This is a genomic window from Bradyrhizobium sp. 63_E2_N1_3, assembly GCF_052076005.1.
Lineage (GTDB): Bacteria > Pseudomonadota > Alphaproteobacteria > Rhizobiales > Xanthobacteraceae > Bradyrhizobium > Bradyrhizobium barranii.
The window spans coordinates 357686-371149 of the sequence record NZ_CP197235.1; the positions used below are offsets into that span (position 1 = coordinate 357686).

The 13464-nt window shown below is 64.8% G+C and carries 11 protein-coding genes; 4 read left to right on the top strand and 7 right to left on the bottom strand.

What is annotated here, in order from left to right:
* The first annotated feature begins 324 nt into the window (after positions 1–324).
* Positions 325–1605: a PQQ-dependent sugar dehydrogenase gene (locus AB7531_RS01660; RefSeq protein ID WP_166104978.1), complete on the top strand. Its 1281-nt coding sequence runs from the start codon at positions 325–327 to the stop codon at positions 1603–1605.
* A gap of 202 nt (positions 1606–1807) precedes the next feature.
* Entirely contained in the window at positions 1808–2401 is a 594-nt protein-coding gene (locus tag AB7531_RS01665; protein ID WP_063980305.1) for a c-type cytochrome, read from the top strand.
* A gap of 80 nt (positions 2402–2481) precedes the next feature.
* On the opposite strand, the gene panE is transcribed toward AB7531_RS01665, so the two are convergent.
* The 4 genes from panE to AB7531_RS01685 form a co-directional block, all read right to left on the bottom strand.
* Positions 2482–3405 carry a 2-dehydropantoate 2-reductase gene (panE, locus tag AB7531_RS01670; protein ID WP_063980306.1) on the bottom strand — a complete coding sequence of 308 codons (924 nt, stop codon included), beginning with the start codon at positions 3403–3405 and terminating at the stop codon, positions 2482–2484.
* A 122-nt stretch (positions 3406–3527) separates the two neighbouring features.
* Entirely contained in the window at positions 3528–4136 is a 609-nt protein-coding gene (locus tag AB7531_RS01675; protein ID WP_063980307.1) for a 2-hydroxychromene-2-carboxylate isomerase, read from the bottom strand.
* Between the two features lie 107 nt (positions 4137–4243).
* Complete coding sequence (locus AB7531_RS01680) at positions 4244–5593, bottom strand: MATE family efflux transporter (protein ID WP_187387856.1); 1350 nt, start codon at positions 5591–5593, stop codon at positions 4244–4246.
* An 89-nt stretch (positions 5594–5682) separates the two neighbouring features.
* Positions 5683–6264 (bottom strand): DUF2239 family protein, encoded by a 582-nt coding sequence (locus tag AB7531_RS01685; RefSeq protein WP_063980309.1) that lies wholly within the window; start codon positions 6262–6264, stop codon positions 5683–5685.
* 165 nt (positions 6265–6429) lie between these two features.
* On the opposite strand from AB7531_RS01685, the gene AB7531_RS01690 reads away from it, so the two are divergent.
* Positions 6430–7095, top strand: coding sequence for a glutathione S-transferase family protein (locus AB7531_RS01690; protein ID WP_063980310.1), 666 nt, complete (start codon positions 6430–6432; stop codon positions 7093–7095).
* Positions 7096–7128: 33 nt separating this feature from the next.
* Here the strand turns inward: AB7531_RS01690 and AB7531_RS01695 are convergent, their stop codons facing one another.
* Together AB7531_RS01695 and ggt are read right to left on the bottom strand one after the other, a co-directional pair.
* Positions 7129–8424 carry an MFS transporter gene (locus AB7531_RS01695; RefSeq protein ID WP_063980311.1) on the bottom strand — a complete coding sequence of 432 codons (1296 nt, stop codon included), beginning with the start codon at positions 8422–8424 and terminating at the stop codon, positions 7129–7131.
* A 97-nt stretch (positions 8425–8521) separates the two neighbouring features.
* Entirely contained in the window at positions 8522–10273 is a 1752-nt protein-coding gene (ggt, locus tag AB7531_RS01700) for a gamma-glutamyltransferase (protein WP_231143752.1), read from the bottom strand.
* A gap of 100 nt (positions 10274–10373) precedes the next feature.
* Here ggt and AB7531_RS01705 point away from each other — a divergent pair, with 100 nt between their 5' ends.
* Positions 10374–11759 carry an MFS transporter gene (locus AB7531_RS01705; protein ID WP_063980313.1) on the top strand — a complete coding sequence of 462 codons (1386 nt, stop codon included), beginning with the start codon at positions 10374–10376 and terminating at the stop codon, positions 11757–11759.
* A gap of 99 nt (positions 11760–11858) precedes the next feature.
* Here the strand turns inward: AB7531_RS01705 and purH are convergent, their stop codons facing one another.
* On the bottom strand, positions 11859–13451 hold the full coding sequence (gene purH, locus AB7531_RS01710) for a bifunctional phosphoribosylaminoimidazolecarboxamide formyltransferase/IMP cyclohydrolase (RefSeq protein WP_063980314.1): 1593 nt from the start codon (positions 13449–13451) through the stop codon (positions 11859–11861).
* Positions 13452–13464: the final 13 nt, after the last annotated feature.

The window sequence follows — 13464 nt, forward strand, 5'->3', positions numbered from 1 at the left end:
CAGACCGGGGTGAGCCGTTCTACTGTGCATGGGGTTGTTTTCGCAATTTTGTGCGACCGCTCTTCCTGCTGCCTGCAAATCAGTCACGCACCATTTTTTGATTCCGCGTTGCAGCGAGACCGTGATCGTCGCCGTGCAAATCTTCGTGGCGTTCAGTCTCAATTTCTATTGAGTCTGACTGCAGTGCTCCCGACGCGCTTCTCACCGTCCGCAGATGTGCTAACCTTTTTGCGTCTGTCGTCCTGACAGACTCCGAACTTCGCCTCTCGACTAGCAAAACAAAATAACGTGCAGCCCTGACGGCTGCCTTAGGGGAGTGACGTGATGAAATTCCATCAATCCGTCTTTCAATCCGTCCTGGCGCTTGCAGCGGTTGCCCTTCTCGCGGGGACAAGCGCAGTCAGCGCGCAACAGCAGGACAAGAACCGCCAGCTGAAGAAATACGAATCCGGCACCAAGGAGTTCTGGACCCATCCGCCGGACGACTGGTTCCTCGGCGACGAGACCGAGGCGCAGAAGGGCCTCGCGCCGCCATCAGGCCCGCCGACCGGCGCGTCGGAGGCCGAGCTCGCCGCGATGATGAAGAAGATCAAGCTGCCGGCCGGCTTCAAGATCGAAGTCTATGCGCCCGGCGTTCTCGCCGCGCGGCAGATGGCCTGGGGTGACAAGGGCACGCTGTTCGTTGGCTCGTTCGGCCTCGGCAACGTCTATGCCATCAAGGACAACAACGGAAAGAAAGAGGTCAAGACCATCCTGAAGGGGCTGAACATGCCCACCGGTCTCGCCTTTAGGGATGGCGCGCTCTACGTCATCGCGGTCGACAAGCTGATCCGTTACGACAACGCCGAAGCCAATCTCGACAAGCTCGGCGACGGCAAGGTCGTCTATGACGACATGCCCTCCTATGCCGCGCATGGCTGGAAGTACATCGCGGTCGACAAGGAAGGCTGGTTCTACCTGCCGTTCGGACCGCCCTTCAACGTCGGCGTGCCCCCGACTAGTGTCTCGCAGATCCGCCGCGTCGATCCCAAGACCGGCAACGCCGAGATCTACGCGCTCGGCGTTCGCAACTCGGTCGGCGGGGACGTCGATCCGCGCACCGGCAAATACTGGTTCACCGAGAACGCGCGCGACTGGATCAGCGACGATCTGCCCTCAGACAAGCTGAACATGATCTCGAAGATCGGCGAGCATTTCGGCTATCCCTACTGCCACCAGGGCGACCTGCTGGATACGAAGTTCGCGATGGGTCACAAGTGCTCCGAGTTCACGCCGCCCGTGCTGAACCTCGGCGCGCATGTCGCTCCGCTCGGTATGAAGTTCTATACCGGCGATCAATTCCCCGCCGAGTACAAGAATAACATCCTGATCGCCGAGCATGGCTCCTGGAATCGTCACAAGTACCAGGGCGGCAATATCACGCGCGTGATCGTCGGCCCCGACGGCAAGAACGCCAAGAAGGAGGTGTTCGCCTCCGGCTGGATCGAGGGCGACCAGGGCTATCTCGGCCGTCCCAACGACATCATCCTCGCCAAGGATGGCTCGATCCTCGTCGCCGACGACTGGGCCGGCGCGATCTATCGCATCAGCTACAGCAAGAAGTAGCGTAGGACGACACGAGGCTGCGACCGGATGACGGTCGCAGCCTCGTTTGTTTGTGACAGGCTTGCAGCGGAACGCGTTCGTCATGCCCGGACTTGATCCGGGCATCCATCAAACGAGAAACCTCTTTGCAAACAGGATGGATTGCCGGGCCTACGCCAAGCAGGCGGGTCAAGCCCGGCAATGACAGTCGGAGAAATCAACCATGCGAGCCGTTCGGTTTGGAATTCTGTCTGTGACGCTTTCGCTAGCAGCACTTGCATTCGTCCGAGCCGAGGCGGCCGATAATGCCGCGATCCAGGAGAAGGCCGCCGTCTGCTCCGGCTGTCACGGCGAGAACGGCATTTCGCAGACGGAGAACATCCCCTCGCTGGCCGGCCAGCCCGATCAATTCATCCAGTGGCAGCTCGTGTTCTTCCGCGCCGGCTCGCGCAAGAACGACCAGATGCAGCCGATCGCCGAGGAGATCACCAACGAGGACATCCGCAATTTCGGCGCCTATTTCGCGCAGATGACGCCGCCGAAGGCCGCGGAAGACGGGGATCCGGACCTGTCGAAAAAAGGCGCGCAAGTCGCCGTCGGCCGCCGCTGCGCCTCGTGCCATACGGATAGCTTCGCCGGCACCAAGGCGGTTGCGCGGCTCGCCGGCCAGCGCGAGGAATACCTCGTCAAGGCGCTGCACGACTACAAGAGCAGCCAGCGCGTCGGCGGCGGTGGTGCTGCGATGGCCGATGTCGCCTATCACATGAGCGATGAGGAAATCACCGCCGTCTCGCACTATCTCGCGTATTTCAAGTAACGCGGAGTCGTTGCGGCAAGCGCCGCTGTCGTCCCGGGGCTCGCGCTCTGCGCGCCCCGGGACGACAGCGGAGCTTGGAGCTACCCCGCCCGCTGCCTCTCATACGCCTTCAGATGCGTATACGCGATGCGCAGCTTCGGCACCGGCACCTTGGCGGCGTCGGCGCGCGCGATGAGATCGCCGACGACGTGATCGGCCTCGACCGGCAGGCCCGCCTTGATGTCGCGGAACATGGATGCCGTCATCGGCGATCCCTCGGTGGTGAGGTTGCCCTTCACGCGCTCGAAGAACGGGCCGCCCGGCGTGTAGCCCGACGCGGTGGCGATCGCGCTGGTCTCGTCCAGCATGCCGAGCAAAAAGTCCCTGCCGCCGGGGGCCGCGAGGATGTTGCCGACGGAGGTGCGCATCAGGCTGGTGCTTGCGGCGAGCGAAGACAGGAACACCCACTTCTCCCACATGTCCTGCATGATGTTCTGGCTGGCGGCGGCGCCATTGATGCCGCTCTTGAAGGCCTCGTCGATCGCCTTGACCCGGTCCGAGAGCTTGCCGTCGCGCTCGCCGTAACTGAGCGACTGCATCGGCTGGAGCTGCACCACTTCGCGCTTCTCGTTCAGGGTCGCCGCGATGGCGCAGAGGCCGCCGAGCACGCGCTCCTTGCCGAATTTTTCGTCGAGCGTGTCGAGATGCTTCATGCCGTTGAGCATGGGGATGATCGCCGTATCAGGCCCGACCGCGGCCGCGAACGAGTTGATGGCGTCGTCGAGGTCGAACGCCTTGCAGCTCAAGAGCACGACGTCGAACTTTTCCTTGAGCGCGTCGGCCTGAACGGTCGGCGGATTCTTCAGCGTCACGTCGCCGTTCGGGCTCTTGATGACGAGGCCGGCGCTCGCGAGCTCGCTGGCGCGCCGCGGCCGGACCAGGAAGGTGACGTCGCGGCCGGCCTGTAACAGCCTGCCACCAAAATAGCCGCCGATGGCGCCGGCGCCGACCACGAGGATACGCATGGGAGAACTCCGTTTTATTCCTGGCTTTATACTTGGCTTTATTTTTGGCGGATGGCGAACAGGAAGTAGCGAATAGCAGGCGCGATTTCCACTCGCTATTCGCTAGGCGCCATTCGCGCGCTTCACTTTCCCGACACCATCTCCTCGACCTCGCGCAGCTGCTCCTTGCCGAAGAACATCTCGTTACCGACGAAGAAGGTCGGCGAGCCGAACGCACCGCGGGCAACGGCGTCCTCGGTGTTCTTGATCAGCTTGCCCTTGACCTCTGGCTCCTGGGCACGCGCGAACAGTTTTTGGGCATCGAGGCCGGAGGACGCCAGCGCCTTCGCCGCGACTTCCGGGTCGTCCATCTTCTTCGGCTCGCGCCACATGTGGTGGAAGGCGGCCTCGACATACTTTTCGAACACGCCCTCCGCCTGTGCCGCGATCGCCGTGCGCATCAGGTTCAGCGTGTTGACCGGGAAGAACGGATTCATGACATAGGGCTGGACCTTGAAGCGCTTGACGAAGCGCTCGGTCTCGACCGCCTGGAATTCGCGCTTGTTCTTGATGCCGGCGAGCGTCTCGGCCGGCGACTTGTTGTTGGTCGACTTGAAGATGCCGCCGAGCAGGATCGGCACGTACTCGAATTTGACGCCGATGCGCTGCTCGATCGCCGGGATCGCGAGATGACTGAGATAGGCGTTCGGGCTGCCGAAATCGAACAGGAATTGCGGGGCTGTGCGGGTCAAAATCGTTCTCCCTGACCTGGCTTTTGATCTGGCTTTTCATCCATTGTGGCGCAGGGCGCGCCACGGGTCCACCGTTTAATGATGGCCATAATATCTTGATGATCCGGTCAGATCAGACGCTGGATCGCGCGCCTGCGCCACACCGTGAGGTAATAGCCCATCTGCAAAACGAACATGGCGCAGAACACGATCGGATAGGCGGCCCACACACCTTTCAGGCCGATCGTGCGGCTCAGGATCACAGCGGCCGGCAGCTCGATTGCGACAATGGCGAAGATCGAGAGCAGCATTGGCGTCAAGGCGACGCCGGCCGCGCGCATGGCTCCGGAAAACACGGTGGCCAAGCCGAACGGCACCGAGCTCCACAGTGCGATGTGAAGCAGTCCCCCGGCGAGGTCGAGTACGGCACTGTCGGTGATGAAGAGGCCGAGCACGGCCCGCGGCGCCAGATAGATCAGCCCCACCAGCCCGCCGGTCAGGACAATGTTGAACAGGAGGCCGGTGCGCACGATGCCATCGAGCAGCGCCCTGTTGCCGCCGCCGATGGCCTGCGCGCCGAGGATCGAGACCGCGATCGAAATCGACATTGCCGTGAACTGCGTGTAGCCCATCACCTGGTTGACTGCGCCATACGCGGCGGTGGCATCCGATCCAAAGCCATTGACGAGCCCGAGCAGCACCAGCTCGGCGACTGCCATCACCACCATGCCGACCGCGCTCGGCAGTCCGATGCCGAGGATCTTTCCGAGCACGGCACGATTGAGCCGCAGATGACGCAGCAGCGCGGCATCCGGTGCCAGTGCATGCTTCGTCCGCAGCAGATAGACGGCCAGTGCGATGAGTGTCAGTGCGTTGGAAATCGCTGCCGCCCAGGCCGGACTGGTGATTCCGGCGGCAGGTATCCCGAACGCGCCGCGGATCAGCATCGGCGTCAGGATCAGTCCGATGGTGGTCGACAAGGCCAACGCCAGCAGCGGCGTCACGGCATCACCGACGCCGCGGATCATCGCCGTCATCAGCAGGAAGACGAAGCCGAGCGGCATGGTGAGCAGCATGATGCGCGCATAGGCACTCGCCTGGTCGAGGATGTCCGGAGGCGTCGCGAGCATCGTCATTAATTGCCGGCTGAAGAAGCCGCCGACCAATGCAACCGAAAGCGAGAGCAGCAGGCCGATCGCGAGCGTCGTGCCGACGACGATCCTGATCCTGCCATGCTCGCCAGCGCCAAAGGCCTGGCCGATCAGCACAGTGGCGCCGGTGCTCAGGCCCATGACGAAGGCGAACAGGAAGAACATCACCGGGAAGAACGCCGACACCGCTGCGAGCGCGTCGACGCCGATCATCTGGCCGAGATAGACGTTGCTGACGGTCCCGAACAGCGATTGCAGCGCGTTGCTCAGCACCAGCGGCGCGAGGAAGCGGAGGAATGTCGTCCAGAGCGGCTTTGGCGCGGACATGGATAGGCCTTTCATCGGGGCGTGCGAAGCCGTTGCCGCGCGATGCGCGCGCGGCTCGGCCGTCGATGGGGTGAGAGAAAGTGCTGCGCCTAAGCGCGGTCGCTGTAGGCGAGCTTGACGATGTGGTCGCGGACGTCGACCGGCCAGTCGGCGATCAGTCCGGTGAAGCGCCGCCGGTCGTCCGCGAACAGGGCGCGCGACGCTTCTTCGAACTGCGGCAGATTACCCGCCATGGTCAACATGAAGTGATAGGCCGCATCGCGCGCCTGCCGCTCGCGGTCCTTGTCGCCGCTTACGCGTCTTGCCTCGTCGACGAGCTTTCGCAGCGCGACCGAGGCGCCGCCCGGCTGGGCTCCGAGCCACTCCCAGTGCCGCGGCAGCAGCGTCACCTCGCGCGCGACCACGCCGAGCTTCGGCCGGCCGCGCCCGCGCGGCTCGCTCGGTGGCGCGGACTCCTCGACCGGTGGCGGGACAAGCTTTGCCACCCGCGCCAGCACCTCGCGATCCCCGCCGCGCAGATCGAAGTCGATCGGTCGGCCCGTGCTGTCCTCGAAGATGATGATGGGCTCGTCCGGCGGTGGCGTGATCCGCTTGACGACCAGCGCGATCTCTCCCGCTGGCCCGGACGCCAGGCGGCGATGGCCCTGGAACGCAGTGAAAGTCCGTTGCATTGAAATCATTGCCATATTGATGACGTTGGCCTTTTAATATCCGGGTAAATTGCTGACGTCAATATACCCGGGTGAAATTATCCGTCTGGATGGCTCGACATTGTGTTCCCGGGCTGGCACGAACGGCGCGGCCGACCGACCACGCCTAGCCTGGGGACCTCAACGATGCTGACCGTTCACCACCTCAACAATTCCCGCTCGCAGCGGGTGCTGTGGCTGCTCGAGGAGTTGGGCGTGCCCTACGAGATCGTGCGCTATCAGCGCCAGCCGGATATGCGCGCGCCGAAGGAGCTGCGCGCCATCCATCCGCTCGGCAAGTCGCCCGTCATCACCGACAACGGCAACACCATCGCCGAGTCAGGCGCGATCATCGAATATCTCATTGCGACCTACGGCAACGGCCGGCTGATTCCGCCGCCGAACACGCCGGAGCGGCTGCGCTTCACTTATTGGCTGCACTATGCGGAGGGCTCGGCGATGCAGCCGCTGCTGCTCAAGCTGCTGTTCACGCTGATGCCGAAGCGCGCACCCGCGCTGCTTCGCCCACTGGTGCGCAAGGTCTCGAACCAGGCGCTCACCGCGCTGGTCAATCCGCAGCTCAAGCAGCACATGGATTATTGGGAAGGCGAGCTCGGCAAGAGCGAGTGGTTCGCCGGCAGCGAGTTCACCGCCGCCGATATCCAGATGAGCTTCCCGCTCGAAGCCGCGCAAGCGCGTGGCGGGCTCGAGCTCGGCCATCCAAAGGCGATGGCATTCCTGGAGCGCATCCACGCGCGGTCGGCCTACGCCAGAGCGCTGGAAAAGGGCGGGCCGTACCAGGTGGGACGGTAAGGTTCCTCACCGCCCCGGGGTGATAACGCCGGACTAGTCCGCGTGCAGCACGCGCCCGCGCGTCTCCGGCAGCGCGAAGGCGGCAATGAAGAACAGCACGTAAGCCACCACCGCGAACATCGCGATCGCATTTGCGAGCGACGTCGTCGCCGAGAGCGCGCCGACCAGGAACGGAAACAGCGCGCCGATGCCGCGGCCGAAATTGTAGCAGAAGCCCTGGCCGGAGCCGCGCAGCCGCGTCGGATAGAGCTCGGTCAGGAACGCGCCGATCCCTGAGAAATAGCCCGAGGCGAAGAAGCCCAGCGGGAAGCCGAGCACCCACAGGATCTCGTTGGTGAGCGGCAGCTGCGTGTAGAGCAGCACCACGGCCATGGCGCCGATCGAGAAGATCAGGAACAGATTGCGCCTGCCGATGCGATCCGCGAGCCAGGCCCCGACGAGATAGCCGATGAAAGAGCCGATGATCAGCGTCGAGAGATAGCCGGTCGAACCGACGATCGACAGATGCCGCTCCTTGGTCAGGAACTGCGGCACCCAGAAGGTGACGGCGTAGTAGCCGCCCTGGCAGCCCGTCGCCATCAGCGAGGCCAGGATCGTGGTCTTCAGGATCGGGCCGGAGAAGATTTCCCAGAGCGCCGGACGATCGCCGCTCGCGGCCTGTTTTGCGCGGGCCTCGGCCGCGATCTCCGGCTCGGTGACGGAGCGGCGGATGTAGAACACCAGCAGCGCCGGCAGTGCGCCGATCACGAACATCCAGCGCCACGCCGTCTCCGGCGGCAAAGCCGAGAACAGGATTGCCTGCGACAGCACGGCGAGACCCCAGCCGACCGCCCAGCCCGACTGCACCGAACCGACTGCGCGTCCGCGATATTGCGGCCGGATCGCCTCGCCCATCAGCACGGCGCCCGCCGCCCACTCGCCGCCGAAGCCGAGGCCGAGCACGGCGCGTGCGATCAGGAGCTGGTCGAAATTCTGCACGACCGCGCAGACCAGCGAGAAGAACGAGAACCAGATGATGGTGATCTGGAGCGTCCTGACACGTCCGATATGATCGGAGAGATAGCCGCCGAGCCAGCCGCCGATTGCGGAGGCCAGCAGTGTCACGGTGCCGGCGAGTCCGGCCGAGGCCGCATCGACCTTCCACAGCGCGATGATGGTGCCGATCACCAGCGGATAGATCATGAAGTCCATGCCGTCGAGCGCCCAGCCCGCGGCGCAGGCCCAGAACGTCCGCCGCTCCGGCGCGTTCATGTCGCGATAGAAGGCGAGAAGGCTGGTGTCTTCGATCTCCGCGCGCTCAATGCGCTGGGTCGGATCGGCTGTGCTCATGTGCGTTTCCCCGGCGGTTCCTTAAAGCTGCGCGGTGGTAGCACGCAGGGCAGCCCGCGCAAGCAGGCGCGCGCTGCCGTGCCATGCAACGGCGAGACTACTGTCCCGCGGCTTCCGCGCCGCGGGTACGCGGATCCGGCGCGCCGAGTGGACCGTTCGGCGTCACCAGAATCGAATTGGCCGAGGTCTGTCCCATCGGCTCGACGATGAGGTGATCCATCGCCTTCAGCTCGAACAGCACATCGCCGGGAAAGCCGCTCTCGATACGCACCTCGTCCGGCAGCCATTGGTGATGCAGCCGCGGCGCAGCGACGGCGGCGGCCACATCCATCTTGTAGTCGAGCACGTTGACGATGACCTGGAGCACGGTCGAGATGATGCGGCTGCCGCCGGGCGAGCCCGTCACCAGCACCGGCTTGCCGTCCTTGAGCACGATGGTCGGGGACATCGAGGACAACGGCCGCTTGCCGGGTCCGGGCAGATTGGGCTCGAAACCGACGAGGCCGTAGGCGTTGGAAGCGCCGACCGCGGCGGTGAAATCGTCGAGCTCGTTGTTGAGCAGCACGCCGGTTCCGTCGGCAACCAGGCCGACGCCATAGCTGAAATTCAGCGTGGTGGTGTTGCTGACGGCATTGCCGCCGGCGTCGACGACGGAAAAGTGCGTGGTGTTGGTGCCCTCGCGCGGCGCGGGAGGGGCGGAGACGAGCTGCTTCGACGGCGTGGCGCGCTCCGTGGAGATGCCGGCGCGCAGCTTGGCGGCGTAGTCCTTTGCAGTGAGCGTGTCGATCGGCGCATTGACGAAGGCGGGATCGCCGAGATAGCGCGCACGATCCGCATAGGCGCGCTTCATGGCTTCGATCAGCAGATGCAGCGAGGCCGGCGACCCCTGTTTCAGATCGGCCAGCTGAAAGCCCTCGAGGATGTTGAGCGTCTCCACCAGCACCACGCCGCCGGAGGAAGGCAGCGGCATCGAGACAATGTCGTAGCCGCGATAGGTGCCGTGCGCCGGGGCACGGATCATCGCCTGATAGGATTTCAGATCGGCCGGCGTCATGATGCCGCCGGCGTCAGTCACGGCCTTGGCGAGCTTGTCCGCGACCGGTCCCTCATAGAAGCCGCGCGGCCCCTGTGCGGCGACGGCCGACAGCGTTTCGGCGAGATCGCTCTGCACCAGCCTGTCGCCTTCGCCGAGCGGTGTGCCGTCGGGGCGCGAGAAGATCCTGGCCGACGACGGCCAGCGCGCCAGCCGCCGGTGCCAACCCGGCAGCGTGTCGGCAAGGTCGTCGGTGACGACAAAACCGTCGCGGGCGAGCCCAATCGCGGGCTCGAGCAGCTGTGCCAGCGTGAACCGGCCCGAGCCGTATTTTTCCAAGGCCAGCACAAGACCTGCGACGGTGCCGGGCACGCCGACGCCGAGCGCGGAATCCCGCGACTTCGCGGCATCGGGCTTGCCGTCAGCGCCGAGGAATATCTGCGGGGTGGTCGCAGCCGGCGCGGTCTCGCGATAGTCGATCGTGATGTCCTCGTTGCGCTCGGCCGAATGGATCACCATGAATCCGCCGCCGCCGATATTGCCGGCGCGCGGATACGTTACGGCCATCGCAAAGCCGGTGGCGACCGCGGCATCGACCGCGTTGCCGCCGCGGCGCAGGATGTCGGCGCCGACTTGCGCCGATATCTTTTCCTGCGCCACCACCATGCCGTGCTCGGACGGAACGGCGTGCACCGTGTCGAGCGCGGGTGGGACATAGGCTCGCCGCGCATCCTGTGCGGTGGCAGACGAAAAACCAAACGCCAGAGTGGCAATGAAGGCGAAAAATGTCCGCCGTGTCGGATATGACGACATCATCAAGCTTCCGTCGCGGCCTCAGGCCAGTTCCCACGCGTCGCTTCAATGCTATACGCTTTGCCCCAACAGAGGCAAAACTGTTCGTGATGGGGACTGGAATATGACGACGATCGCCTCGGATGCGCGCTTGGCCGGCGCGCAGCGGACCTATCCGCCGCGCGCCGCTGTTATCAGCTGGATCTTCTTCGATTGGGCCGCGCAGCCTTATTTCACGCTGATCACGACCTTTGTTTTCGCACCCTATTTCGCCACCAGCATTGCGCCAGATGCCGCCACCGGCCAGTCGTTGTGGGGCTTTGCGATGGCGGCCGCAGGCCTCGCGATCGCGCTGATGTCGCCGGTGCTCGGCGCCATTGCCGATGCCTCGGGCCGCAGGAAGCCGTGGATCGCGGGATTCGGTACACTGCTGGTGCTGGCGGCCTGCACGCTGTGGATCGGCAAGCCCGGCGATCCCACCATCATTGCGCCGCTGCTCACCGCGGTCGCGCTCGCTAGCGTCGGCGCGGAATTCGCCACCGTCTTCAACAACGCGATGATGCCGACCCTGGTGCCGCCTGAGCGGATCGGCCGGCTCTCCGGCACCGGCTGGGCCACGGGTTACATCGGCGGCATCGTCAGCCTCGTCATCGTGCTCGGCTTCCTCGCCGCCAATCCCGAGACCGGCCGCACGTTGCTCGGCTTCAAGCCGCTGTTCGGGCTCGATCCGGTCAGCCATCAGGGCGACCGCATCGTGGGACCGCTGACCGGGCTGTGGTTCATCATCTTCGTGACGCCATTGTTCCTGTTCACGCCGGATTATCCGGCGAAGCATCCGGTGCGCGAGGCGCTGCGCGAGGGATTGTCGGATCTCAAGCAATCGATTAAGGGCCTGCCGCAGCGGAAATCGCTCGCGGCATTCCTGCTCGCCAACATGATCTACACCGACGGCCTGGTGTCGCTGTTCGCGTTCGGCGGCATCTATGCCGCCGGCACCTTCGGCTGGCACACGATCCAGATCGGCACCTTCGGCATCATGCTCGCGATTGCCGGCGCCCTTGGCGCATGGCTTGGTGGCAAGCTCGACGATGGTCTCGGGCCGAAGCGCGTCATCGCAGGCAGCCTGCTTGTTCTGTTGCTGGCGGTGGCGGCGATTCTTCTGGTCGACAAGGACAGCGTCCTGTTCGTCAAGGTTGCGCCGCCTCTTCCGGGCGCGCCCCTGTTCTCGAGCGCGGCCGAGCGCGCTTATCTCGTTTTGGGTTGTCTCATCGGCGCTGCCGGCGGCCCGCTTCAAGCCGCCTCGCGCACGCTGCTGATCCGTCTCGCGCCGAAGGATCGCATCGCGCAGTATTTCGGCCTGTTCGCGCTGACGGGGAAGGTAACGTCCTTCATCGGCCCGCTGCTGATCGGCATGATCACCGCGGTGACGGCGAGCCAGAAGGCCGGCATGGCCGTGCTGGTGGTGTTTTTCGTCGCGGGGCTGGGGTTGTTGATGCGGGTGCGAGATTAGTGGCGTAACCCGGATGGAGCGAAGCGCAATCCGGGGCCGCTGTTGCTGAGACGTGAGACCCGGATTTCGCTACGCTCCATCCGGGCTACGCAAATCGCGTTAGTGCCGGAAGTGCCGCGTGCCCGTGAACACCATGGCGATGCCGTGCTCGTCGGCGGCCTTGATCACCTCGTCGTCGCGCATGGAGCCGCCGGGCTGCACCACGGCGGTGGCGCCGGCCTCGATGCAGGCGAGCATGCCGTCGGCGAACGGGAAGAACGCATCCGACGCCACCACCGAGCCCTTGGTGAGCGGCTCTGCGAGCTTGAGCTCATTCGCCGCGTCCTGCGCCTTGCGCGCCGCGATCCGCGCCGAATCCACCCGGCTCATCTGGCCCGCGCCGATGCCGACGGTGGCGAGATCCTTGGCGTAGATGATGGTGTTGGACTTGACGTGCTTTGCGACCCGGAACGCGAATTTCAGATCGCGCATCTCGGCGTCGGTGGGCGCACGTTTGGTCACGACCTTGAAGGTCATGTCGTCGACCACCGCGTTGTCGCGGCTTTGCACGAGGAGGCCGCCGGCCACCGTCTTGGCGGTGAGGCCAGGCGCGCGCGGATCGGGCAGGCTGCCGGCGAGCAGCAGGCGCAGATTCTTGCGCGCGCCGATGATCGCGATCGCCTCCTCGCTGGCGTCGGGCGCGATGATCACCTCGGTGAAGATCTTTGTGATCTCGCGCGCGGTCTCGGCGTCGAGCGCGCGGTTCATCGCGATGATGCCGCCGAACGCCGAAGTGGAATCGCATGCGAGCGCCTTGCGATAGGCGCTGACGAGATCGGAGCCTTCGGCCACGCCGCACGGATTGGCGTGCTTGACGATGACGCAGGCCGCGGTGCGCTTGGCGTCGAACTCGCCGATGCACTCGTAGGCCGCATCGGTGTCGTTGATGTTGTTGTAGGAGAGCTCCTTGCCCTGGAGCTGGCGCGCGGTCGAGACGCCCGGCCGCTTGTCGGGCGTCGCATAGAACGCCGCGGTCTGGTGCGGGTTCTCGCCATAGCGCAGCGACTGGATCAGTCTGCCGCCGAAGGCGCGGAAATCGGGCGCGTCGATCTCGAGCTGGCGGTTGAACCAGTTCGAGATCGCGGCGTCATAAGCTCCGGTGCGCGCATAGGCCTTTGCGGCAAGCCGCCGGCGCAGTTTCAACGTCGTCGATCCGTTGTTGGCGGCGAGCTCGTCGAGCACGGCCTTGTAGTCCTCGGCCTCGACCACGACGGCGACGTCGTCATGGTTCTTCGCCGCGGCGCGGATCATCGCGGGGCCGCCGATGTCGATGTTCTCGATGCAATCCTCGAAGCCCGCGCCTTTGTCGACGGTCGCTTCGAACGGATACAGGTTGACGACCAGGAGATCGATCGGCGCGATGCCGTGCGCCTTCATCGCCTCCGCATGTTCCTTGTTGTCGCGGATCGCGAGCAGGCCGCCATGCACCTTCGGATGCAGCGTCTTGACGCGGCCGTCCATCATCTCGGGGAAGCCGGTGAGGTCGGAAACGTCCTTCACCTTGAGGCCGGCCGCGGCGATCGCCTTGGCGGTGCCGCCGGTCGAGACCAGCTCGACATCGTGCGCGGCAAGCGCCTTTGCGAACTCGATCAGGCTGGTTTTGTCGGAGACGGAGAGAAGAGCACGGGTGACGCGGCGGGGATGGTCAGTCATGAGCAAGATCCTC

What these genes read in the sequence shown, in the direction of transcription:
- AB7531_RS01660 (WP_166104978.1), top strand. Translation starts at nt 325, where the DNA reads ATGAAATTCCATCAATCCGTCTTTCAATCCGTCCTGGCGCTTGCAGCG.
- panE (WP_063980306.1), bottom strand. Translation starts at nt 3,405, where the DNA reads ATGCGTATCCTCGTGGTCGGCGCCGGCGCCATCGGCGGCTATTTTGGT.
- AB7531_RS01695 (WP_063980311.1), bottom strand. Translation starts at nt 8,424, where the DNA reads ATGAGCACAGCCGATCCGACCCAGCGCATTGAGCGCGCGGAGATCGAA.
- ggt (WP_231143752.1), bottom strand. Translation starts at nt 10,273, where the DNA reads ATGATGTCGTCATATCCGACACGGCGGACATTTTTCGCCTTCATTGCC.
- AB7531_RS01680 (WP_187387856.1), bottom strand. Translation starts at nt 5,593, where the DNA reads ATGTCCGCGCCAAAGCCGCTCTGGACGACATTCCTCCGCTTCCTCGCG.
- purH (WP_063980314.1), bottom strand. Translation starts at nt 13,451, where the DNA reads ATGACTGACCATCCCCGCCGCGTCACCCGTGCTCTTCTCTCCGTCTCC.
- AB7531_RS01685 (WP_063980309.1), bottom strand. Translation starts at nt 6,264, where the DNA reads ATGCAACGGACTTTCACTGCGTTCCAGGGCCATCGCCGCCTGGCGTCC.
- AB7531_RS01690 (WP_063980310.1), top strand. Translation starts at nt 6,430, where the DNA reads ATGCTGACCGTTCACCACCTCAACAATTCCCGCTCGCAGCGGGTGCTG.
- AB7531_RS01665 (WP_063980305.1), top strand. Translation starts at nt 1,808, where the DNA reads ATGCGAGCCGTTCGGTTTGGAATTCTGTCTGTGACGCTTTCGCTAGCA.
- AB7531_RS01705 (WP_063980313.1), top strand. Translation starts at nt 10,374, where the DNA reads ATGACGACGATCGCCTCGGATGCGCGCTTGGCCGGCGCGCAGCGGACC.